The sequence below is a fragment of the Neisseria meningitidis genome, assembly GCF_022869645.1.
GTDB lineage: Bacteria > Pseudomonadota > Gammaproteobacteria > Burkholderiales > Neisseriaceae > Neisseria > Neisseria meningitidis.
The window spans coordinates 435,023-453,921 of record NZ_CP064367.1 but is presented as its reverse complement, the minus strand read 5'-3'; the positions used below and the strand labels follow the sequence as shown (position 1 = coordinate 453,921).

Here is an 18,899-nt window from a genome sequence, read left to right as displayed (position 1 = left end):
TCAAAATCCTCCTGAAAGGCTGCCTGAAATTTCCAAGCAGCCTTTTTGATTGCTTAATTAATCGGATAGTGCGACAAATATAAAGTGGGCGGCAATTATTGCCGTAACGGCAGCCATAACTGTTTTATTTTCTTCAAACCAAAGCAAGTTGAGAAACATAAACATCAAGAAATATGATGGTTCTTCAGTTTTGCCGCTGCTTTCTTGATTTAGAAGATAAAATATAGATATGGCGGTTATGCCGATTGCTGCTTTTGTTAAAATATATTTGTTTTTCATCATCTTGTATGGTTTTTCATGCAAGTTTCAACAATAAAATTCGGAATAAGATAGAGAGATGTTGATATATCAGATAAATATATAGTGGATTAACAAAAACCAGTACAGCGTTGCCTTGCCTTAGCTCAAAGAGAACGATTCTCTAAGGTGCTGAAGCACCGAGTGAATCGGTTCCGTACTATTTGTACTGTCTGCGGCTTCGTCGCCTTGTCCTGATTTAAATTTACTCCACTATACAAAACAATCAAGAAACTATTGGCAGTATGTATAATCTTGAATTTCTTTTTTTGATGAAATTAAAATAATGAAATATATGGTAAACGTTACAACGGAAGCCTTAGCCTCCCGATTGCAGTATTTCAATTCCAAGATAAATGCCGCATAGAAAAGATAAAATACTTAAATGGTTTTTAGCGGCTTAAATATCTTATTTAATTTTATTGATTGTTTTCCTAATAGTTTCCGCAATAAATAATAAGAAGTAGAATAATAAACAAACAGAACATGAAAATAAAAATAAATCTTTCATTATCCCAGTAATAAAATTCCAAAGATTTTCCTTATTTCCATCAACAATAAAAATTATCAGTTCATGAATAAAGAATACTGCAAAGAAAATGCTTCCTGCCGTTAGAGATATTTCTAATCTGCTTATTTTCCCTTCGCTATATTTACCTGATAAACAGCCTAAAAAAGCTGCAATCAAATCATCCATTTTAAAAATTTCTGTAAAAACAGGTAATGTCTTTAATTCATTACCTGTTTTGCCATTATTTATAGTGGATTAAATTTAAATCAGGACAAGGCGACGAAGCCGCAGACAGTACAAATAGTACGGCAAGGCGAGGCAACGCCGTACTAATCCACTATATATATCCATTCATATAGAGAAAAATTCTTATACCCAATATAAAACAAGGTCTTTCATTATATTTTGAAAAACCTAGAAGCTTTGTATCTATTGGTTTATCAAAATTAATAATTATTGCAGAAGACATGTAGGCTAATAATCTTGATTTATCTATATTTTATTAATTATATATTTAACCCCGAAGTCAATATAGAAATTTAGTGATTTTAAAGTTCTCTTATCAATTTCAATCTCAGGGAGTACATAAAAATCCTCAGAATAGGCAAACTCTATATATGCATCATCATTCGATAATAATTCAATAATATTTTTCATTTCATCCGAAAGAAATGTAACCATCTCATATTGACATTTATTTTTAGATACCATTTTTGAATATTGATTAAATAATTTTGGATTACTATTTTTAGTAATTAATCCTTCCGGAGTAATAAAACCACTTTGTATAAAGTCATCACTTATATTAACAGCCTTCCGAAAAAAAATATAATCACACTCTTTGTTATCAATATAAAATCTCATACTCTTTAATAATGAAATATAAGAATTTCCAGAATTACAAGCAATTTGAAAAAACATCATTACTCCTAAAACTCATAAATAGTAAGGAATATATATATATGCATATTCCTTACTATTTTTTTACAAATTATGCTTATCTATGCTTATTTCCATAAAAAGCATGCCCTCGAATTTTTTGACTTGAGTTCTGAAAATGAGAATAATTTGAATGGATTTCCTTCTGTCCATGTCTAATAACATTTTGTCTTCCCCAAGCTTGGTTTGCTACCGCTCTTGCTTGTTGAGATGTTCGTGCATAGACATTAGCTCCTCTTGATAAAGCTTGTGCTGCAACACGCTGCGTAACCCAACGCTGCGCAAGGAATCTGCCCGCATGCAAAATTCCTATTGCCACCAACGGTGCCGCAGCCCCTTCAGTTTCTTTCATCTCCTTTTGAGAAAGCTCCGCCAACTGCATCGGCGCATCTGCCTGCGTGTGGAACACTTGGTTTTCAAATGTCTGATTGTCCAAGCCGTTTGCCATTGCGGGGGCAATCATAGACAGCATCATTACGGCTGAGGTGATTTGTTTTTTCATAATAACTCCTTTGGATTACAAGGTTGGAAAATCAAAACCTGCTTAAAACGTATGCTGTACGCCAAATTTCAGTTCGGAACTGCTTTGCCCTGAAACGTTGAAACGTGCGGATGCGTTTAAAGCCGTGGTTTTGGTGAAACCGAAACCTGCGCCGAAATGGGCATAGGTGGATGTGTTTCTTGCGGATTCTTTTTTGTCGTCCAGACGGTCGGGCTGCTTGCCCAGCCATTGGATGCCGCCCGTGAGGCTGATTCTGTCGTTGGCGGCGAAGGATATATTGGGATTCAGCATCCAGTAATTGCCTGCTTTGTATTTGGTGTTGCTTGAAAGGGTTTTGCTGCCGTTGATACGGTAGGTAGCGGTCAATGAGAGGACGACGGGGTCGATGGCTTTGTAGGTGGTGGCGCCGATGAGCCAGGATTTTCCCGACGAGGCTTTGTTGCGCGATTTTTCGTAAACCGTGCTTTCAAGAAAGCTGATTAGGGCGGGGTTTTTGTCGTCTTTAAGGAAGGTGTGGCTGATGCCGAGGGATACGTCGGACATCCGTTTGTTTCGGGTTTTGCCGTTGCCGTCGAGTTTGCGTTCTTCGTGCCACAGATAGCTGCCGCTGCCGTAAATGTCGGTATTCCCGGTCAGTCCGTAGCGCAAACCGAGCGTGCCAACGAGCATATCGGTATTGCTGCCGTTTTCTTGGATTTCGGTCGGAATGGGGATAAACGAGGTTGCGCCGGTTTGGATGTAAACCGGTGCGGCAAGTTCGGCGCGGTTGTTTTCGCTGTTCAGGTAGGTAAGGGAAGTTTCCAGTTTCCATTTGCCCTTGTCGGTCATTATGTCTTCAATCGTCAAGGGCAGGTCGGCATAAGCGGATAAAGGCAGGATGGCGGGCAAGGCGGGCAAAAAGATGCGCTTCATATTTCTCCTATTGATATTAATTCTTATTTACTGATAATAATGAATATCCGATAATCTTGTCTAAATAAATTTTTAAATCATAAAAAACAATATGTTTGTTTTTGTCAATTATGTTTCGATATGCCGTCTGAAAAGTTTGTGAAAAACGGTTACAATCCGCCGCATGAAAAAACGCAATAATCCTCTTCCGCTGTTGAACGGTGTCAAACCCAGTTATTTGGTGCTGCCGCATGAAAAGCAGTTTTACGGGCTGCCGCTGCTGCATTTTCTGTGCATCCGCTTTCCTTTTGTGGGCGCGGACGATTGGCGCAGGCGGTTGAACAGCGGTTTTGTGGTCGGTTCGGATGGTGCGGCGTTGGACGAACATTCTTTGTTCGAGCCGGGTAAGGTGATGTTTTATTACCGTGAAACCAGCCGTGAGAGCGAGCCGCGTATTCCGTTTGAAGAAAAGATTTTGCATATTGATGAGCATTTGATTGTGGTGGACAAACCGCATTTTCTGCCCGTCATCCCCAGCGGCAGGTTTTTGCGGGAAACCCTGCTCACGCGCCTGCGTTTGCGGCCTGAATTGCAGCATTTGAATGTTGAGGACATTACGCCGCTGCACCGCTTGGACAAGGATACGGCAGGCGTGATGCTGCTGTCGCATAATCCTGCCACGCGCGGAGCCTATCAGACGATGTTTCAAAACAAAACGGTATGGAAAACGTATGAGGCGCTTGCGCCGACAAGGACGGATTTGCCGTATCCGCTCGATGTGGTTTCGCGTTTGGTGAGGGGTGAGAAATTTTTTACGACGCAAGAGGCGGAAGGCGAACCAAACGCACATACGACGGTCGAACTGATTGAAAACAGGGGGGAATTCAGCCTTTACCGCCTTACGCCGCATACGGGCAAGAAACACCAGTTGCGCGTGCATATGATGGGTTTGGGTATGCCGCTGTTGAATGACGCGCTCTATCCCGTGCCGTCTGAAGCGGGCAGCGAGGATTATCGGAAACCTTTGAAGCTATTGGCAAAAAAGATTGCGTTTGCAGATCCTTTGTCGGGTCGGGAAAGGGTGTTTTGCAGCGGATTTTGCCTATAATGAGAGGGAACGCAAACCCGTATCGGCGGATGCCGCCGATACGGGTTTTACATTATCGATGCCGTCTGAAAGGGGTTTTATCCGTTCAGGCATACGGGCGCGAAGCGGAGGATGGTGTCGCGCAGGACGATGAGTTTGCCGTGAAAGAAATGCGTGGAACCGGCGATGGTAATGACGGGCAAATCTTGCGGTTCCGCCCATTTCAGTGCTTTCCCGATTTCGACGACTTCGTCTTCCGCGCCGTGTATCATCAGCGTTTTGGCAACATTGGGAACGGCGGACGGCTCGGGGCGGCCGGTATAGTGGCAGACTGCCGCGCCGATGAGCAGCAATAAATCGGGTATGCGCGCTTGTGCGGCAAATGTGGCGACATAACCGCCGAAGGAGAAGCCGGATAAGGCAAATTCGGGGGCTTCGGGATGTTGGGCACGGGCATAGTCGATGACGGCGAGGCAGTCTTGCGTTTCGCCGCGTCCGTAATCGTGTGTGCCTTCGCTGCCGCCTACGCCGCGAAGGTTGGGCAGGTAGCAGTGGAAGCCGAGTTTGCTTAAGGCTTTGGCGGCAGTTTGGATAACTTTGTTGGTGTTTGTTCCGCCCTGGAGGGGGTTGGGATGATTGATGACGGCAACACCGCGTGCCGGTACTTGTTCGGACGGGATATGGATGGTTTCTAAAATGCCGGCAGGACCGGATATGTGTATGGTTTCGGGTTTCAGCATAATGATTTCCTCTTGATTTTCCGCATGTTCCAATGCAGCCGTGAAGATAGTTGCTTAAAGGTGGAAATGCTTGCCGTTGTTGGGGTTGGACGCTTTCAGGCCGGCAAGCATACGGTGGAAGTCCAATCCGTATGCGTTGCTCAGTTTGTCGGCACGTTTTTTGAGTTTGTCTATGTTTTGCTCTTTGGGGCTGCTTTGGAAGGCCATTACCGCGACATTGCCGTGGCTTTCGGCAGGAAGTTCCAATACGCGCCCTTCAAAAACGCTCAACAACCGTTCGATGAAGCGTTGATAGCGTTTGTCGCCACTCCACCAGTTGGTAACGAATATGCCGTCTGAAGAGAGTGCGTTTCGGCAGTCTCGGAAGAACGGTTCTTCAACCAGCGTATCGATGATTTGTTCGCCGTCGAACCCGTCCACCAAAATCACATCGGTGTTGTGGCGGAAGACTTTGATATATTCTGCACCGTCTGCTTCGATAATTTCAAATTTCTCGCCCTCGAAAGGCAACTCGAACAGGCTGCGGGCAATGGCGATAACCTGCGGGTTGATATCTACAGCAGTTTGACGTGTATCGGGCAGGTAGGTATCTATCCAGCGTGCAAACGAACCGCCGCCCAAGCCGATTTGGGTGATATGCTGCGGAAGAGCGTCGGTAAACAGCAGCCAGCCCATCATGGCACGGCTGTAAGAGAGTACCAGCTCGGACGGGTGGTCGAGGTTCATTGAGCTTTGGATGGTGTCGCTGCCCAAGTGAAGCGAACGGATATTGCCTTCTTCGGAAATGCCGACTTCGGGAAAGCCGGATTTTGCAGGACGCAGGCGGCGGTAGGGATGTCTTGCCATCGGTGTGAACGGTCGGTTTGAAAGGCAGATATTTTATCAGAATGCCGATGGTTGTCCTGCTTCAAATTAATTTCTTTTCAAATAAATTACTTATTCGGATTTGCCGGGGCTTTCGGATAAATTCCTTGCCAAGGTGCGGCATTGCCTGCATAATTCGCTTTCTTTGCCGGTATAGCTCAGTTGGTAGAGCACCTGACTTGTAATCAGGGGGTCCCGAGTTCGACTCTTGGTGCCGGCACCATTTCTGCTGATGGTGTTGCAAAACATTTCAGTAAGCCGGTATAGCTCAGTTGGTAGAGCACCTGACTTGTAATCAGGGGGTCCCGAGTTCGACTCTTGGTGCCGGCACCAGATTTGACAGTCCGATTGTGTAAAACAGTCGGGCTGTTTTGCATTTGCGGCACGGTCGGTGGCAGGGCTGCGGGCATTTCACTATAATAGCCCGTTTCAAACTGAAAAGGCCGTCTGAAAAGGGCGGGGTAACAATATCTGATGATTACTGTGAACACACTGCAAAAAATGAAGGCGGCGGGCGAAAAAATCGCTATGCTGACCGCTTACGAATCCAGTTTTGCCGCACTGATGGACGATGCCGGCGTGGAAATGCTGCTGGTCGGCGACTCTTTGGGTATGGCGGTTCAAGGGCGGAAATCGACGCTGCCCGTCAGCCTGCGCGATATGTGCTATCACACCGAATGTGTAGCACGCGGTGCAAAAAATGCGATGATTGTCAGCGATTTGCCGTTTGGTGCATATCAGCAGAGTAAGGAGCAGGCGTTTGCCGCCGCCGCCGAACTGATGGCGGCAGGAGCGCATATGGTCAAACTCGAAGGCGGCGTGTGGATGGCGGAAACGACTGAATTTCTGCAAATGCGCGGTATTCCGGTTTGCGCGCACATCGGTCTGACGCCGCAATCCGTGTTTGCCTTTGGCGGATATAAGGTTCAGGGGCGCGGCGGCAAGGCGCAGGCTTTGCTTAACGATGCCAAGGCGCACGATGATGCGGGGGCGGCGGTTGTATTGATGGAGTGTGTTCCTGCGGAACTGGCAAAAAAGGTAACTGAAACTGTTGCCTGTCCGACCATCGGCATCGGCGCGGGGGTCGATTGCGACGGGCAGGTTTTGGTGATGCACGATATGCTCGGTATTTTTCCGGGCAAGACGGCGAAATTCGTCAAAAACTTTATGCACGGGCAAAGCAGCATTCAGGCGGCGGTTCGGGCGTATGTTGCCGAAGTCAAAGCCAAAACCTTCCCTGCTGCGGAACATATTTTTGCAGACTGAACAAGGTTTGCTGCCAATGCCGTCTGAAAGCCGTTTCAGACGGCATTTTGTTTTGCCGTGCGCGGCGCGTATAATCGGCGCGTTTTGTCGGGCAGGAAGCCCGAAGGATAAGGATTACCGTTATGCAAATCATACATACCATTCGAGAACTGCGCGCGTGGCGTAAAAATGCGGGAAAGGTGGCATTTGTGCCGACCATGGGCAATCTGCATGAAGGGCATCTTGCCCTCGTTCGCGAAGCCAAAAAACGCGCCGACAACGTTGTTGTCAGCATATTCGTCAACCGCCTGCAATTCGGTCAGGGCGAGGATTTCGACAAATATCCGCGTACTTTGCAACAGGATGCGGACAAGCTGGAAGCCGAGGGTGTTGCCGTTGTTTTCGCGCCCGATGAGAAAGAACTCTATCCGAACGTGGAACAGCGTTACAACGTCGAACCGCCCAATCTGCAAAATGAGTTGTGCGGCAAGTTTCGTCCGGGACATTTCCTCGGGGTGGCGACGGTGGTGTCCAAGCTGTTCAATATTGTCGCGCCGGATGTTGCCTGTTTCGGCAAAAAAGACTATCAGCAGCTTGCCGTGATTAAAGGTTTGACCGAGGATTTGAATTTTGATGTTGAAATAGTGCCTGTCGATACGGGGCGCGCGGAAGACGGTTTGGCACTCTCCAGCCGCAACCAGTATTTGAGTGCGGCGGAACGCGACGAAGCACCGCGCCTGTACCGCGAATTAAAGGCTGTTGCCGAATCCTTGGCGCAGGGCAGTTTGGATTATGCAGGTTTGGAAAAACGTGCCGTCCAATCCCTGACAGAATACGGCTGGGTGGTCGATTATGTCGAAATCCGCCGCGTCGATACGCTCGAAGTGGCGCGGGCGGGAGATAAGAAACTGGTGGTCTTGGCCGCCGCCCGTCTGGGGACGACGCGCCTGATTGACAATTTGGAAATAAAACTCCCTTAAACCGCAAGCGTCGGGAATGCCGTCTGAAGCGGATTTGCGTTTCAGACGGCATTTATTTTTTTGAACGGGGTTTCGCAAATCTACAAACGATTCTGCTTGTGATAAAGTTACGCCTGATTATATGCCGTCTGAAAGTTCGGACGGCTGTCGGATAAAGGAAGATTATGTTACCCGCCCGTTTCACCATTTTATCTGTGCTCGCGGCAGCCCTGCTTGCCGGGCAGGCGTATGCCGCCGGCGCGGCGGATGCGAAGCCGCCGAAGGAAGTCGGAAAGGTTTTCAGAAAGCAGCAGCGTTACAGCGAGGAAGAAATCAAAAACGAACGCGCACGGCTTGCGGCAGTGGGCGAGCGGGTTAATCAGATATTTACGTTGCTGGGAGGGGAAACCGCCTTGCAAAAGGGGCAGGCGGGAACGGCTCTGGCAACCTATATGCTGATGTTGGAACGCACAAAATCCCCCGAAGTCGCCGAACGCGCCTTGGAAATGGCCGTGTCGCTGAACGCGTTTGAACAGGCGGAAATGATTTATCAGAAATGGCGGCAGATTGAGCCTATACCGGGTGAGGCGCAAAAACGGGCGGGGTGGCTGCGGAACGTGCTGAGGGAAAGAGGAAATCAGCATCTGGACGGACTGGAAGAAGTGCTGGCTCAGGCGGACGAAGGACAGAACCGCAGGGTGTTTTTATTGTTGGCACAAGCCGCCGTGCAACAGGACGGGTTGGCGCAAAAAGCATCGAAAGCGGTTCGCCGCGCGGCGTTGAAATATGAACATCTGCCCGAAGCGGCGGTTGCCGATGTGGTGTTCAGCGTACAGGGACGCGAAAAGGAAAAGGCAATCGGAGCTTTGCAGCGTTTGGCGAAGCTCGATACGGAAATATTGCCCCCCACTTTAATGACGTTGCGTCTGACTGCACGCAAATATCCCGAAATACTCGACGGCTTTTTCGAGCAGACAGACACCCAAAACCTTTCGGCCGTCTGGCAGGAAATGGAAATTATGAATCTGGTTTCCCTGCACAGGTTGGATGATGCCTATGCGCGTTTGAACGTGCTGTTGGAACGCAATCCGAATGCAGACCTGTATATTCAGGCAGCGATATTGGCGGCAAACCGAAAAGAAGGTGCTTCCGTTATCGACGGCTACGCCGAAAAGGCATACGGCAGGGGGACGGGGGAACAGCGGGGCAGGGCGGCAATGACGGCGGCGATGATATATGCCGACAGAAGGGATTACACCAAAGTCAGGCAGTGGCTGAAAAAAGTGTCCGCGCCGGAATACCTGTTCGACAAAGGTGTGCTGGCGGCTGCGGCGGCTGTCGAGTTGGACGGCGGCAGGGCGGCTTTGCGGCAGATCGGCAGGGTGCGGAAACTTCCCGAACAGCAGGGGCGGTATTTTACGGCAGACAATTTGTCCAAAATACAGATGTTCGCCCTGTCGAAGCTGCCCGATAAACGGGAGGCTTTGAGGGGGTTGGACAAGATTATCGAAAAACCGCCTGCCGGCAGTAATACAGAGTTACAGGCAGAGGCATTGGTACAGCGGTCAGTTGTTTACGATCGGCTTGGCAAGCGGAAAAAAATGATTTCAGATCTTGAAAGGGCGTTCAGGCTTGCACCCGATAACGCTCAGATTATGAATAATCTGGGCTACAGCCTGCTTTCCGATTCCAAACGTTTGGACGAAGGCTTCGCCCTGCTTCAGACGGCATACCAAATCAACCCGGACGATACCGCTGTCAACGACAGCATAGGCTGGGCGTATTACCTGAAAGGCGACGCGGAAAGCGCGCTGCCGTATCTGCGGTATTCGTTTGAAAACGACCCCGAGCCCGAAGTTGCCGCCCATTTGGGCGAAGTGTTGTGGGCATTGGGCGAACGCGATCAGGCGGTTGACGTATGGACGCAGGCGGCACACCTTACGGGAGACAAGAAAATATGGCGGGAAACGCTCAAACGTCACGGCATCGCATTGCCCCAACCTTCCCGAAAACCTCGGAAATAATGCAGGTCCATCCTTTCAGACGGCATAAGGTTTGCCGGGAAGCCGGGGCATTCGGGCAAACGGCACGCAGTTCGCACGCGTTTTGCACGGCACACCGAACCCATCGGCCGGCAGGATGGCATCCGTTAAGGAAATTCTGATGAAACACACTGTATCCGCATCGGTCATCCTGCTTTTGACCGCTTGCGCGCAATTACCTCAAAATAACGAAAACCTGTGGCAGCCGTCCGAACACACCCGCAGTTTCACGGCGGAAGGGCGGTTGGCAGTGAAAGCGGAAGGGAAAGGTTCGTATGCAAATTTCGATTGGACATACCAACCGCCCGTGGAAACCATCAATATCAACACCCCTTTGGGCAGTACGCTCGGGCAGTTGTGTCAAGACAGGGACGGCGCATTGGCAGTGGACGGCAAAGGAAATGTCTATCAGGCGGAAAGTGCGGAAGAATTGAGCAGGCAGCTGGTCGGTTTCAAACTGCCAATCCAATATCTGCATATCTGGGCAGATGGCAGGCCTGTGGCGGGCGCGCCTTACCGCATCCTGCCGGACGGCATATTGGAACAATACGGTTGGACTGTCGGCAGAACCGCCGACAGTGGGGGGCAAGTCCGAACGTTGCAACTGAATAACGGAAATTTGAACATCAGGCTGGTTTTCACCGAGATTGGTATGCCGTCTGAAACCGAAACCCAAGAACAATGCGCGGCACGCATACAGTAAGGTAGATATATGAGTGTTACGGACGGACGGCAGGCGTTTCCCGCACCTGCAAAACTGAATCTCGATTTGAGGATTACCGGCAGGCGGGAAGACGGTTATCACAATATCGAAAGCATATTCTGCCTGATAGATTTGCAGGATACCGTATATTTGAAACCAAGGGACGACGGCAAAATCATCCTGCACAATCCGGTTGATGGAATGCCGCAGGAGGCGGATTTAAGCTACCGTGCCGCATCGTTGCTGCAAAAATATGCACGCACCCCTACCGGCGTGGAGATATGGCTGGACAAAAAAATTCCGACCGGGGCCGGTTTGGGCGGAGGAAGCTCGGATGCGGCAACCGTTTTGCTGGTGTTGAACCGTTGGTGGCAGTGCGGTCTGACGCAGCGGCAGCTCATTGATTCGGGCGCGGCTCTGGGGGCGGACGTACCGTTTTTTATTTTCGGCAAAAATGCGTTTGCGCGGGGTATAGGCGACAGGCTGGACGAAATGGATATTCCGAAACAGTGGTATGTCATCGTCAAACCGCCCGTCCACGTTTCCACCGCAAAAATTTTCACACACGAAGGCTTGACACGAAATTCCGCCTCAAGCATAATGCCGACTTTCCAAAACCTGCAACCGTTTAGAAATGATATGCAGGCAGTTGTATTTAAAGAATACCCTGAAGTTTGGAAAGCCTATTCCGAGTTGTCCCGATATGGATTTGCCTTAATGACAGGTTCTGGTGCGTGTGTATTCACGGCGTGTCAAGATAGGAATAGCGCATACAATATATACCGACAAGTTTCAGATTTGTACGAGGCATATTTGGCAGAGGGTCTTTCAAAACATCCTTTGTTGTCCGTATAAACATTGTTGGGGAGTCGTCAAGCGGTTAAGACACTGGATTTTGATTCCAGCATGCGAAGGTTCGAATCCTTCCTCCCCAGCCAAGCCAAACGAGTTGGGGAGTCGTCAAGCGGTTAAGACACTGGATTTTGATTCCAGCATGCGAAGGTTCGAATCCTTCCTCCCCAGCCAGCCCTTTTTGGGGAGTCGTCAAGCGGTTAAGACACTGGATTTTGATTCCAGCATGCGAAGGTTCGAATCCTTCCTCCCCAGCCAAATAAAAGCGTGTAAGCCTGCTTACACGCTTTTATTTCATAGAAATAAAAATATTGAAATGCCTTTGTTTGTGTCGGATGTTGCAGGTATAATGTCGGGCTTGGTACAAGCAGAGGGAAGCATTGTGTTTTCTGAGCGGAAGTTAAACATAAAATCAGGTGAGAATATGGCTGCGTACGACAGTTTGATGGTATTTACAGGCAATGCCAATCCCGAATTGGCACAACGTGTTGTCAGGCATTTGGACATTTCTTTGGGCAATGCTTCCGTATCCAAGTTTTCAGACGGCGAAGTTGCCGTCGAACTGTTGGAAAACGTACGCGGGCGCGATGTTTTCATCCTTCAGCCGACCTGTGCGCCGACCAATGACAACCTGATGGAAATCCTGACGATGGCGGATGCACTGAAGCGTGCTTCGGCAGGTCGTATTACCACAGCCATTCCGTATTTCGGCTATGCGCGCCAAGACCGCCGTCCGCGTTCCGTCCGCGTTCCGATTTCTGCCAAACTGGTGGCAAATATGCTGTATTCGGCAGGGATCGACCGTGTTTTGACTGTCGATTTGCATGCCGACCAGATTCAAGGTTTCTTCGATATTCCGGTGGACAATATTTATGCCACCCCGATTCTGTTGAACGACATCAAACAACAGCGGATTGAAAATCTGACCGTCGTCAGCCCGGACATCGGCGGTGTCGTCCGCGCCCGCGCCGTGGCAAAATCCTTGAATGCCGACTTGGCAATCATCGATAAACGCCGCCCGAAAGCCAATGTGGCAGAAGTCATGAACATCATCGGCGATATTCAAGGCAGAACCTGTCTGATTGTGGACGATATGATTGACACTGCAAATACGCTGTGCAAAGCCGCCGTCGCCCTGAAAGAGCGGGGGGCGGAACGTGTTCTAGCCTATGCCAGCCACGCTGTATTCTCCGGAGAGGCGGTCAGCCGTATCGCCTCATCCGAAATCGACCAGGTGGTCGTAACCGATACCATTCCTTTGTCTGAAGCGGCTAAAAACTGCGACCGTATCCGTCAGGTAACGATTGCCGGTCTGTTGGCCGAAACCGTCCGCCGCATTAGCAATGAAGAATCCGTCTCATATCTTTTCAATGAAGAAGTGATGACAGGCAGCATGTTGCTGCCATAAGCCCGAAGCCGTCTTAAGCTGGTCGCGGCCGATGACGGCGATTTTACCTAACTTGGAGTATTTAACATGACTTATGAAATTCAAGCTTCTGTTCGTGAAGCACAAGGCACTGGTGCGAGCCGCCGCCTGCGTCGCGAAGGCCAAATCCCCGGCATTCTGTACGGTGAAGGTCAAGAGCCTGTTGCAATCGCTGTGGATCACAAAACCGTATTCTACGCATTGGAAAAAGAATCTTTCCATACTGCGTTGATTAAGTTGTCTCTGAACGGTGAAACCAAAGACGTTATCGTCCGCGATTTCCAAATGCACCCGTTCCGCCGCGAAGTTCAACACATCGACTTCCAAGCTGTGAAAGCAGACCAACCCGTACGCATCCGCGTTCCCCTGCACATCGTTAACGCTGAAAATTCCCAAGCGGTCAAACTGCAAGGCGGCCGCGTATCTCTGTTGAACACGACTGTTGAAGTAGTTGCTTTGCCTGCCAACATCCCTGCTTTCTTGGATTTGGATTGTGCCGAAGTGGTTGCCGGCGACATTCTGCACTTGTCAGACATCAAACTGCCTGAAGGTGTAGAAAGCGTTTCCCTGAAACGTAACGAAAATCTGGCTGTTGCTACCGTTACCGGTAAGAAACGCTAATTGATTTCAGCAGCAGGGCGGTGCGTATGCAATACGTACCGCCCTGTTGTTTTATGCCGTCTGAACCGTGTTTCAGACGGCATTTCTTTATTTGTTGGAAAAACGGGATATTTGAAACGGCAGATTACTGCCCTGTCAGACACGCCCAAAGCCTTTGCCACCGGCTTCTTTTTTTACATTTTCCAGTGCGACGATTTCTTTTTCGGCAATGGTGTATCCGTTTTGTCTGATTTTGATTTTTCCTAAAATTTGCCCTTTTTTTACTGGGGCGGGAATCGGCTGTATGGTTTCTAGAATTTGTTCTGCCATTTTCGCTTCCTTATGTGGCAGAGTGATGTAGGCTTCTTTGAGGAAGCCTGCGCGGACGGTTTTTTTGCTGCCTCCGGAAATTTGGATTTGGGCAACGGTTTTGCCTTTCGGATATATTTTGGGCGTATCGAAGGCTTGCAATGCCCAGTTCAGCAGCTTGCTGTTGTCTGATGCGCGTGTTTCCGCCGATTCCGAACCCAATGTGATGACAAGGATGTGCCTGCCGTTGCCGGAGTATGACACGGCAAGGTTGTAGCCGCCGCTTTCTGTGTGTCCGGCTTTCAGACCGTTTACATTGTTGTCCCTATATAAAAGGATATTGCGGTTGTTTTGCTCTATATTTTTGAATTTGAAAGATTTGATGGAAAACAGCGGGTAATATTCCGGAAAGTCGCGCATCAATGCTTCAGACAGCTGGGCGAGGTCTTTGGCGGTGGAAACCTGTCCTTCTCTACTCAAGCCTGTCGGATTTTTGAATACAGTGTTCTTCATGCCCAAGCGTCGGGCTTCTTTGTTCATTTGTTGCACAAAATTTTCAATCGAGCCGTTGCCCAGCCGGCCGGCAAGGGTTAGGGCGGCATCGTTTGCGGATAGTGCAATCATGCCTTTTAAGAGTTTGTCGGTGCTGACCGTATCGCCGGGACGTACAAACATTCTGCTTCCTTCTGAAGCCCATGCGGATTCGGGTATTTTTAAGTTTTCTTCAGATCGGATATTTCCCGATTTCATGTTTTTGAAAACCAGATATGCGGTCATCAGTTGGGTTAGTGCCGCCGGTTCGACAGGGGTATTGATGTTTTTGGCGGATAAAATCTGTTTGCTTTGAAGGTCGATAACGATGTGTGCCGCTGTGAGGGTTTCGGGTGTTTGGAACGTGGGGGCGGCGTGTGCCGTCGGTCTGTTGGGCGCGGGCGATGCAGCCGTTGCGTGAGAAACGCCTAAGATGATGGAAAGCAGGACGGGCAGGATTTTATGTGCTGTCATGAAATATTCTAATTGTGTGCGTGTTTCAGTCTGCCGATTATACGCTTAGGGTGTCTGATCGGGCGGATTTTTCTTGCTTTCGCGCCGTCTTGGGCGTATGGTTTTGGGTTTTGCGATTTTAATAAACCGATTATCCCATATTGAATTATGAACACGCCCCTTCCTTATTCCAATTACCTCATCCGCATCCTGACGGCATCTGTCTATGATGTGGCGGTCGAAACGCCTTTGGAACCGGCACGCAGCCTTTCTGTACGTTTGAAAAACAACATCCTTTTGAAACGCGAAGATTTGCAGCCGGTTTTTTCGTTCAAAATACGCGGCGCGTACAACAAAATGTCCAAGTTGCCGAAAGATGCGCTCGCTTGCGGCGTGATTGCGGCAAGCGCGGGCAATCACGCACAAGGCGTGGCATTGTCCGCACAGCGTTTGGGTTGCCGTGCCGTTATCGTCATGCCGGAGACTACGCCGAAAATCAAAGTGGATGCGGTCAAAAGCCGTGGCGGCGAGGTGGTTTTGCGCGGTGTTTCATACAACGATGCTTACGATTATGCGATGGAGCTGGCGGAACAGGAAGGGCTGACCTATATCGCACCGTTTGACGATCCTGATGTGATTGCAGGACAAGGGACGGTAGGGATGGAAATTGTCAGCCAGCATCCCGATCCAATCCGCGCCGTATTCGTACCGATAGGCGGTGGCGGTTTGGCGGCGGGCGTGGCGGCATTTATCAAGCAGGTCCGTCCCGAAATCAAAGTTATCGGCGTTCAGACCAACGATTCCTGCTGTATGAAGCAGTCGGTCGAAGCGGGTGAAATCGTCCATTTGAAAGATGTCGGGCTGTTTTCAGACGGCACGGCGGTCAAAGTCGTCGGAAACGAAACCTTCCGTCTCTGCAAAGAACTTTTGGATGAAATCATTACAGTCGATACCGATGCGGTTTGCGGCGCGGTCAAGGATATTTTCGATGACACGCGCAGCATTACCGAGCCGGCGGGCGCGTTGGCGTTGGCGGGTCTGAAAGCCTATATCGCCCGAGAAGGCGCGGAAAACCAAACCCTGATTGCCGTTACCAGCGGTGCGAATATGAATTTTCACCGTTTGCGCCACGTTTCGGAACGGAGCGAATTGGGCGAGGGCAACGAAGGTATTTTTGCCGTTACCATCCCTGAAGAACGCGGCAGCTTCCTTAAGTTTGTCAATATATTGGGAAATAGGAATATTACCGAGTTCAACTACCGCTACGGGGACGATGAAAAAGCGCATATCTTTGTCGGACTTCAAGCGGCAGGCCCGCAGGATTTGGCGGTTATCGGCAGCCGGTTGGATGAGGCGGGATTGCCCAATGTCGACCTGACCGATGATGAGATTGCCAAAATCCATATCCGCTATATGGTCGGAGGGCGGACGGACAAAGTAGAAAACGAGCGTCTGGTCAGTTTTGAGTTTCCGGAGCGTCCGGGGGCGTTGGCGCGTTTTTTGAACCATATGCAGGGCGGTTGGAACATTACGCTCTTCCATTACCGCAACCACGGTGCGGATTACGGGCGGATTTTGGTCGGTATCGATGTGCCGCCTCACGATGCCGCCGCATTTGACGGTTTCTTGGAAAGTCTGGGATACAGCTATCACGAGGAAACGCAAAATGCCGCGTACAAGCTGTTTCTTGCCTGACGCTTGAAAGCACAATGCCGTCTGAAAGCCTTTCAGACGGCATTGCGCTTTCATGGTTAAATCGAATATTCAATCAGCTCGTTTTGAGAAAAGACATAAACCTGTTTTGGAATTAAGTTTAATTCTTTGCCTTCGGCGATTGGGTAACGCGCGGCATCGCTGCCAGCCAGCGTGATATGCACGTCTTGTTTGCCGTGTTTCACCAAAATATGCGTCAATGCGCCGACGGCGTGGACTTTTTCGATTTCGGCACAAATCATCGGTGTTTCGTGTTCGGCGGCGATCTGCCATTCGTGCGGGCGGATATAGCCGGTGGCGGTTTGTTCCTGCCATTTGTATTGTGCGTCCAATTTCCACGCGAAGCCGTTATAATGCCAGAAGCCTTTTTCGATGCGTCCTTCAAAAGCGTCGGTTTCGCCGAGGAACTCGGTAACGAAGGCGTTTTCGGGTTTGCGGTAAATGGCTTCGGCACTGCCGGTTTGTTCGATTTTGCCGTGGTTCATCACGACGATTTCGTCGGAAACTTCGAGGGCTTCTTCTTGGTCGTGCGTAACCAGAATGCTGGTTACACCCAGGTTGTGATGGATGTCGCGCAGCCAGGTGCGTAATTCTTTGCGTACTTTGGCATCCAACGCGCCGAAGGGTTCGTCCAAAAGCAGGAGTTTCGGTTCGACCGCAAGCGCACGGGCGAGGGCGATGCGCTGGCGTTGCCCGCCGGAGAGTTGGTGCGGATAGGATTTTGCCAAATGCGAGAGCTGCACGAGCTTGAGCAATTCTTCGACTTTGGCGCGGATTTGTCCTTTGGACGGGCGTTCGGACTTGGGCAATACGGTCAAACCGAAGGCAACGTTGTCAAACACGTTCATATGGCGGAAAAGGGCGTAGTGTTGGAACACGAAGCCGACTTTGCGCTCGCGCACGTGCTTGGCGGTTACGTCTTGCCCATCAAACAGAATCTTGCCGCCGTCGGCGTTTTCCAGTCCGGCGATAATGCGTAAAAGCGTGGTTTTGCCGCAGCCGGACGGGCCGAGCAGGGAAACGAGTTTGCCGGTGGGGACGTTGAGGTTGATGTTTTTCAGCGCGTGAAAATTGCCGAAGTGTTTGTTTAAGTTTTGGATGGTGATACTCATACTGCGTTCCTTTCGGCGGCGGCGAGTTTTTTGTCTTGTAATTTGGTGATGATGTTCTGCACCGCCAGCGTCGCCAGTGCCAAAAGTGCCAATACGCCGGAGAGGGCGAATGCGCCGGTGAAGTTGTATTCGTTGTAGAAGATTTCGACCAAAAGCGGGACGGTGTTGGTTTCGCCGCGTATGTGTCCCGATACCACGCTGACCGCGCCGAACTCGCCCATCGCGCGGGCGTTGGTGAGGATGATGCCGTAGAGTAACGCCCATTTGATGTTGGGCAGGGTAACGCGCCAAAACATCTGCCAGCCGCTTGCGCCGAGTATCAATGCCGCCTGTTCTTCGCTGTCGCCCTGAGCCTGCATCAGCGGGATGATTTCGCGCGCGACAAAGGGGAAGGTAACGAACAGCGTCGCCAGAATAATGCCGGGGATGGCGAAGATAATCTGTATGCCTTGCGCTTCGAGCCAGCCACCCAATGCCGTGTGCGCGCCGAACAATAAGACGAACATTAAACCGGCCACCACGGGCGATACGGAAAACGGCAAATCGAGCAGGGTAGTCAGCAACTGCTTGCCTCGGAAGTCAAAACGGGTCAGCAGCCACGCCATCGCCACACCCAATACAGCATTGACGGGAACGACAATCAGCGCGGTAATCAGCGTCAATTTGATGGCAGACCACGCTTCGGGATCGTTTAAGGATTTTAGGTACAAATCCCAACCGCCTTTTAAGGCTTCGTAAAACACGGCGACGAGCGGCACGACCAGCATCAGCAGCAGAAAGCCCAGCGCGGCGGCAATCAGCAACACGCGCAGCCGGCGCGGTTCGGTCAGGTTGGGATTGGCGGAATAGGGTTTCATGGCGGTGGTGTTCTCTGGTTGGTTTAAAATGTTTGGAGGTCGTCTGAAAAGGGATTGAGGGGTTTCAGACGACCTTTTTGTTCATTAAGTAGTAGGTCGGATACTTGTATCCGACAAGGTTGCTGAATCGCAAATGTTTGTCGGATACAAGTATCCGACCTACGAATTCTGTGTTTTGGGGAGCGGATTCGTTTTCAGACGACCTTTTATCTTTTATGCTAAAAGAGAAATAAAAAAGTCTAGCTGCCGTCATTCCCGCGCAGGCG

19 protein-coding genes, 5 tRNA genes and 2 pseudogenes are annotated in these 18,899 nt (G+C 49.9%); 15 read left to right on the top strand and 11 right to left on the bottom strand.

The genetic code is table 11. The features are described 5' to 3' along the window. Nucleotides 1-57: 57 nt before the first annotated feature. The 6 genes and pseudogenes from IUJ45_RS02405 to IUJ45_RS02385 form a co-directional block, all read right to left on the bottom strand. A complete protein-coding gene (locus tag IUJ45_RS02405; protein ID WP_002217503.1) occupies nt 58-282 on the bottom strand; it encodes a hypothetical protein in 225 nt (74 codons plus the stop codon). Between the two features lie 170 nt (nt 283-452). Then, nucleotides 453-515: pseudogene (locus tag IUJ45_RS11140) on the bottom strand (transposase); the annotation flags it as partial. Nucleotides 516-706: 191 nt separating this feature from the next. After that, nucleotides 707-994, bottom strand: coding sequence for a hypothetical protein (locus tag IUJ45_RS02400; RefSeq protein ID WP_002217501.1), 288 nt, complete (start codon nt 992-994; stop codon nt 707-709). 306 nt (nt 995-1,300) lie between these two features. Continuing rightward, nucleotides 1,301-1,732: a hypothetical protein gene (locus IUJ45_RS02395; protein ID WP_226893066.1), complete on the bottom strand. Its 432-nt coding sequence runs from the start codon at nt 1,730-1,732 to the stop codon at nt 1,301-1,303. 73 nt (nt 1,733-1,805) lie between these two features. After that, nucleotides 1,806-2,249: a hypothetical protein gene (locus IUJ45_RS02390; protein WP_002213888.1), complete on the bottom strand. Its 444-nt coding sequence runs from the start codon at nt 2,247-2,249 to the stop codon at nt 1,806-1,808. Nucleotides 2,250-2,291: 42 nt separating this feature from the next. Continuing rightward, nucleotides 2,292-3,161, bottom strand: coding sequence for a transporter (locus IUJ45_RS02385; protein WP_082308620.1), 870 nt, complete (start codon nt 3,159-3,161; stop codon nt 2,292-2,294). A gap of 163 nt (nt 3,162-3,324) precedes the next feature. On the opposite strand from IUJ45_RS02385, the gene IUJ45_RS02380 reads away from it, so the two are divergent. Then, nucleotides 3,325-4,248, top strand: coding sequence for an RluA family pseudouridine synthase (locus IUJ45_RS02380; RefSeq protein ID WP_002219464.1), 924 nt, complete (start codon nt 3,325-3,327; stop codon nt 4,246-4,248). Between the two features lie 77 nt (nt 4,249-4,325). Here the strand turns inward: IUJ45_RS02380 and IUJ45_RS02375 are convergent, their stop codons facing one another. Both IUJ45_RS02375 and IUJ45_RS02370 read right to left on the bottom strand, forming a co-directional pair. Beyond that, entirely contained in the window at nt 4,326-4,967 is a 642-nt protein-coding gene (locus IUJ45_RS02375) for an alpha/beta hydrolase (RefSeq protein WP_002219463.1), read from the bottom strand. Between the two features lie 54 nt (nt 4,968-5,021). Next, nucleotides 5,022-5,813: a polyamine aminopropyltransferase gene (locus IUJ45_RS02370; RefSeq protein ID WP_082308619.1), complete on the bottom strand. Its 792-nt coding sequence runs from the start codon at nt 5,811-5,813 to the stop codon at nt 5,022-5,024. 165 nt (nt 5,814-5,978) lie between these two features. On the opposite strand from IUJ45_RS02370, the gene IUJ45_RS02365 reads away from it, so the two are divergent. From IUJ45_RS02365 to IUJ45_RS02305, 13 genes are all read left to right on the top strand, one after another. Next, nucleotides 5,979-6,054 (top strand) — tRNA-Thr (locus IUJ45_RS02365). 34 nt (nt 6,055-6,088) lie between these two features. After that, a tRNA-Thr gene (locus IUJ45_RS02360) sits at nt 6,089-6,164 on the top strand. 141 nt (nt 6,165-6,305) lie between these two features. Next, nucleotides 6,306-7,097 carry a 3-methyl-2-oxobutanoate hydroxymethyltransferase gene (gene panB, locus IUJ45_RS02355; RefSeq protein ID WP_002230417.1) on the top strand — a complete coding sequence of 264 codons (792 nt, stop codon included), beginning with the start codon at nt 6,306-6,308 and terminating at the stop codon, nt 7,095-7,097. A gap of 16 nt (nt 7,098-7,113) precedes the next feature. Further along, nucleotides 7,114-7,263: a hypothetical protein gene (locus IUJ45_RS02350; protein WP_009345228.1), complete on the top strand. Its 150-nt coding sequence runs from the start codon at nt 7,114-7,116 to the stop codon at nt 7,261-7,263. Further along, nucleotides 7,220-8,056, top strand: coding sequence for a pantoate--beta-alanine ligase (panC, locus tag IUJ45_RS02345; protein WP_002249316.1), 837 nt, complete (start codon nt 7,220-7,222; stop codon nt 8,054-8,056). The genes IUJ45_RS02350 and panC overlap by 44 nt, the downstream gene beginning before the upstream one ends. A gap of 164 nt (nt 8,057-8,220) precedes the next feature. Continuing rightward, nucleotides 8,221-10,059 (top strand): tetratricopeptide repeat protein, encoded by a 1,839-nt coding sequence (locus tag IUJ45_RS02340; protein WP_002236878.1) that lies wholly within the window; start codon nt 8,221-8,223, stop codon nt 10,057-10,059. A 139-nt stretch (nt 10,060-10,198) separates the two neighbouring features. Next, the gene (locus IUJ45_RS02335) at nt 10,199-10,780 is read left to right on the top strand and encodes an outer membrane lipoprotein LolB (RefSeq protein ID WP_002246112.1); all 582 of its coding nucleotides are present in this window, start codon (nt 10,199-10,201) and stop codon (nt 10,778-10,780) included. 9 nt (nt 10,781-10,789) lie between these two features. After that, nucleotides 10,790-11,635 (top strand): 4-(cytidine 5'-diphospho)-2-C-methyl-D-erythritol kinase, encoded by an 846-nt coding sequence (gene ispE / locus IUJ45_RS02330; protein WP_002246113.1) that lies wholly within the window; start codon nt 10,790-10,792, stop codon nt 11,633-11,635. 7 nt (nt 11,636-11,642) lie between these two features. Further along, nucleotides 11,643-11,718 (top strand) — tRNA-Gln (locus IUJ45_RS02325). A 12-nt stretch (nt 11,719-11,730) separates the two neighbouring features. After that, a tRNA-Gln gene (locus IUJ45_RS02320) sits at nt 11,731-11,806 on the top strand. 8 nt (nt 11,807-11,814) lie between these two features. Continuing rightward, nucleotides 11,815-11,890, top strand: a tRNA-Gln gene (locus tag IUJ45_RS02315). 166 nt (nt 11,891-12,056) lie between these two features. Then, entirely contained in the window at nt 12,057-13,040 is a 984-nt protein-coding gene (locus tag IUJ45_RS02310; protein WP_002213870.1) for a ribose-phosphate pyrophosphokinase, read from the top strand. Between the two features lie 66 nt (nt 13,041-13,106). Continuing rightward, nucleotides 13,107-13,679, top strand: a complete 573-nt coding sequence (locus IUJ45_RS02305; RefSeq protein ID WP_002241400.1) for a 50S ribosomal protein L25/general stress protein Ctc — start codon at nt 13,107-13,109, stop codon at nt 13,677-13,679. Between the two features lie 124 nt (nt 13,680-13,803). Here the strand turns inward: IUJ45_RS02305 and IUJ45_RS02300 are convergent. After that, nucleotides 13,804-14,972 (bottom strand): annotated as a pseudogene (locus IUJ45_RS02300) (D-alanyl-D-alanine carboxypeptidase family protein). A 147-nt stretch (nt 14,973-15,119) separates the two neighbouring features. Between IUJ45_RS02300 and ilvA the strand changes: the two are divergent. Further along, the gene (ilvA, locus tag IUJ45_RS02295; RefSeq protein ID WP_002219454.1) at nt 15,120-16,646 is read left to right on the top strand and encodes a threonine ammonia-lyase, biosynthetic; all 1,527 of its coding nucleotides are present in this window, start codon (nt 15,120-15,122) and stop codon (nt 16,644-16,646) included. A 56-nt stretch (nt 16,647-16,702) separates the two neighbouring features. Here ilvA and IUJ45_RS02290 read toward each other — a convergent pair whose 3' ends face one another. Together IUJ45_RS02290 and cysW are read right to left on the bottom strand one after the other, a co-directional pair. Then, a complete protein-coding gene (locus IUJ45_RS02290; RefSeq protein WP_002240448.1) occupies nt 16,703-17,776 on the bottom strand; it encodes a sulfate/molybdate ABC transporter ATP-binding protein in 1,074 nt (357 codons plus the stop codon). Further along, nucleotides 17,773-18,633, bottom strand: a complete 861-nt coding sequence (gene cysW, locus IUJ45_RS02285) for a sulfate ABC transporter permease subunit CysW (RefSeq protein WP_002220668.1) — start codon at nt 18,631-18,633, stop codon at nt 17,773-17,775. Before cysW ends, IUJ45_RS02290 begins: the two co-directional genes overlap by 4 nt. Nucleotides 18,634-18,899: the final 266 nt, after the last annotated feature.

Excerpts from the sequence above, each read along its gene's own strand:
- IUJ45_RS02405 (WP_002217503.1), bottom strand. The coding sequence starts at position 282 with ATGATGAAAAACAAATATATTTTAACAAAAGCAGCAATCGGCATAACC.
- IUJ45_RS02400 (WP_002217501.1), bottom strand. The coding sequence starts at position 994 with ATGGATGATTTGATTGCAGCTTTTTTAGGCTGTTTATCAGGTAAATAT.
- IUJ45_RS02395 (WP_226893066.1), bottom strand. The coding sequence starts at position 1,732 with ATGATGTTTTTTCAAATTGCTTGTAATTCTGGAAATTCTTATATTTCA.
- IUJ45_RS02390 (WP_002213888.1), bottom strand. The coding sequence starts at position 2,249 with ATGAAAAAACAAATCACCTCAGCCGTAATGATGCTGTCTATGATTGCC.
- IUJ45_RS02385 (WP_082308620.1), bottom strand. The coding sequence starts at position 3,161 with ATGAAGCGCATCTTTTTGCCCGCCTTGCCCGCCATCCTGCCTTTATCC.
- IUJ45_RS02380 (WP_002219464.1), top strand. The coding sequence starts at position 3,325 with ATGAAAAAACGCAATAATCCTCTTCCGCTGTTGAACGGTGTCAAACCC.
- IUJ45_RS02375 (WP_002219463.1), bottom strand. The coding sequence starts at position 4,967 with ATGCTGAAACCCGAAACCATACACATATCCGGTCCTGCCGGCATTTTA.
- IUJ45_RS02370 (WP_082308619.1), bottom strand. The coding sequence starts at position 5,813 with ATGGCAAGACATCCCTACCGCCGCCTGCGTCCTGCAAAATCCGGCTTT.
- panB (WP_002230417.1), top strand. The coding sequence starts at position 6,306 with ATGATTACTGTGAACACACTGCAAAAAATGAAGGCGGCGGGCGAAAAA.
- IUJ45_RS02350 (WP_009345228.1), top strand. The coding sequence starts at position 7,114 with ATGCCGTCTGAAAGCCGTTTCAGACGGCATTTTGTTTTGCCGTGCGCG.
- panC (WP_002249316.1), top strand. The coding sequence starts at position 7,220 with ATGCAAATCATACATACCATTCGAGAACTGCGCGCGTGGCGTAAAAAT.
- IUJ45_RS02340 (WP_002236878.1), top strand. The coding sequence starts at position 8,221 with ATGTTACCCGCCCGTTTCACCATTTTATCTGTGCTCGCGGCAGCCCTG.
- IUJ45_RS02335 (WP_002246112.1), top strand. The coding sequence starts at position 10,199 with ATGAAACACACTGTATCCGCATCGGTCATCCTGCTTTTGACCGCTTGC.
- ispE (WP_002246113.1), top strand. The coding sequence starts at position 10,790 with ATGAGTGTTACGGACGGACGGCAGGCGTTTCCCGCACCTGCAAAACTG.
- IUJ45_RS02310 (WP_002213870.1), top strand. The coding sequence starts at position 12,057 with ATGGCTGCGTACGACAGTTTGATGGTATTTACAGGCAATGCCAATCCC.
- IUJ45_RS02305 (WP_002241400.1), top strand. The coding sequence starts at position 13,107 with ATGACTTATGAAATTCAAGCTTCTGTTCGTGAAGCACAAGGCACTGGT.
- ilvA (WP_002219454.1), top strand. The coding sequence starts at position 15,120 with ATGAACACGCCCCTTCCTTATTCCAATTACCTCATCCGCATCCTGACG.
- IUJ45_RS02290 (WP_002240448.1), bottom strand. The coding sequence starts at position 17,776 with ATGAGTATCACCATCCAAAACTTAAACAAACACTTCGGCAATTTTCAC.
- cysW (WP_002220668.1), bottom strand. The coding sequence starts at position 18,633 with ATGAAACCCTATTCCGCCAATCCCAACCTGACCGAACCGCGCCGGCTG.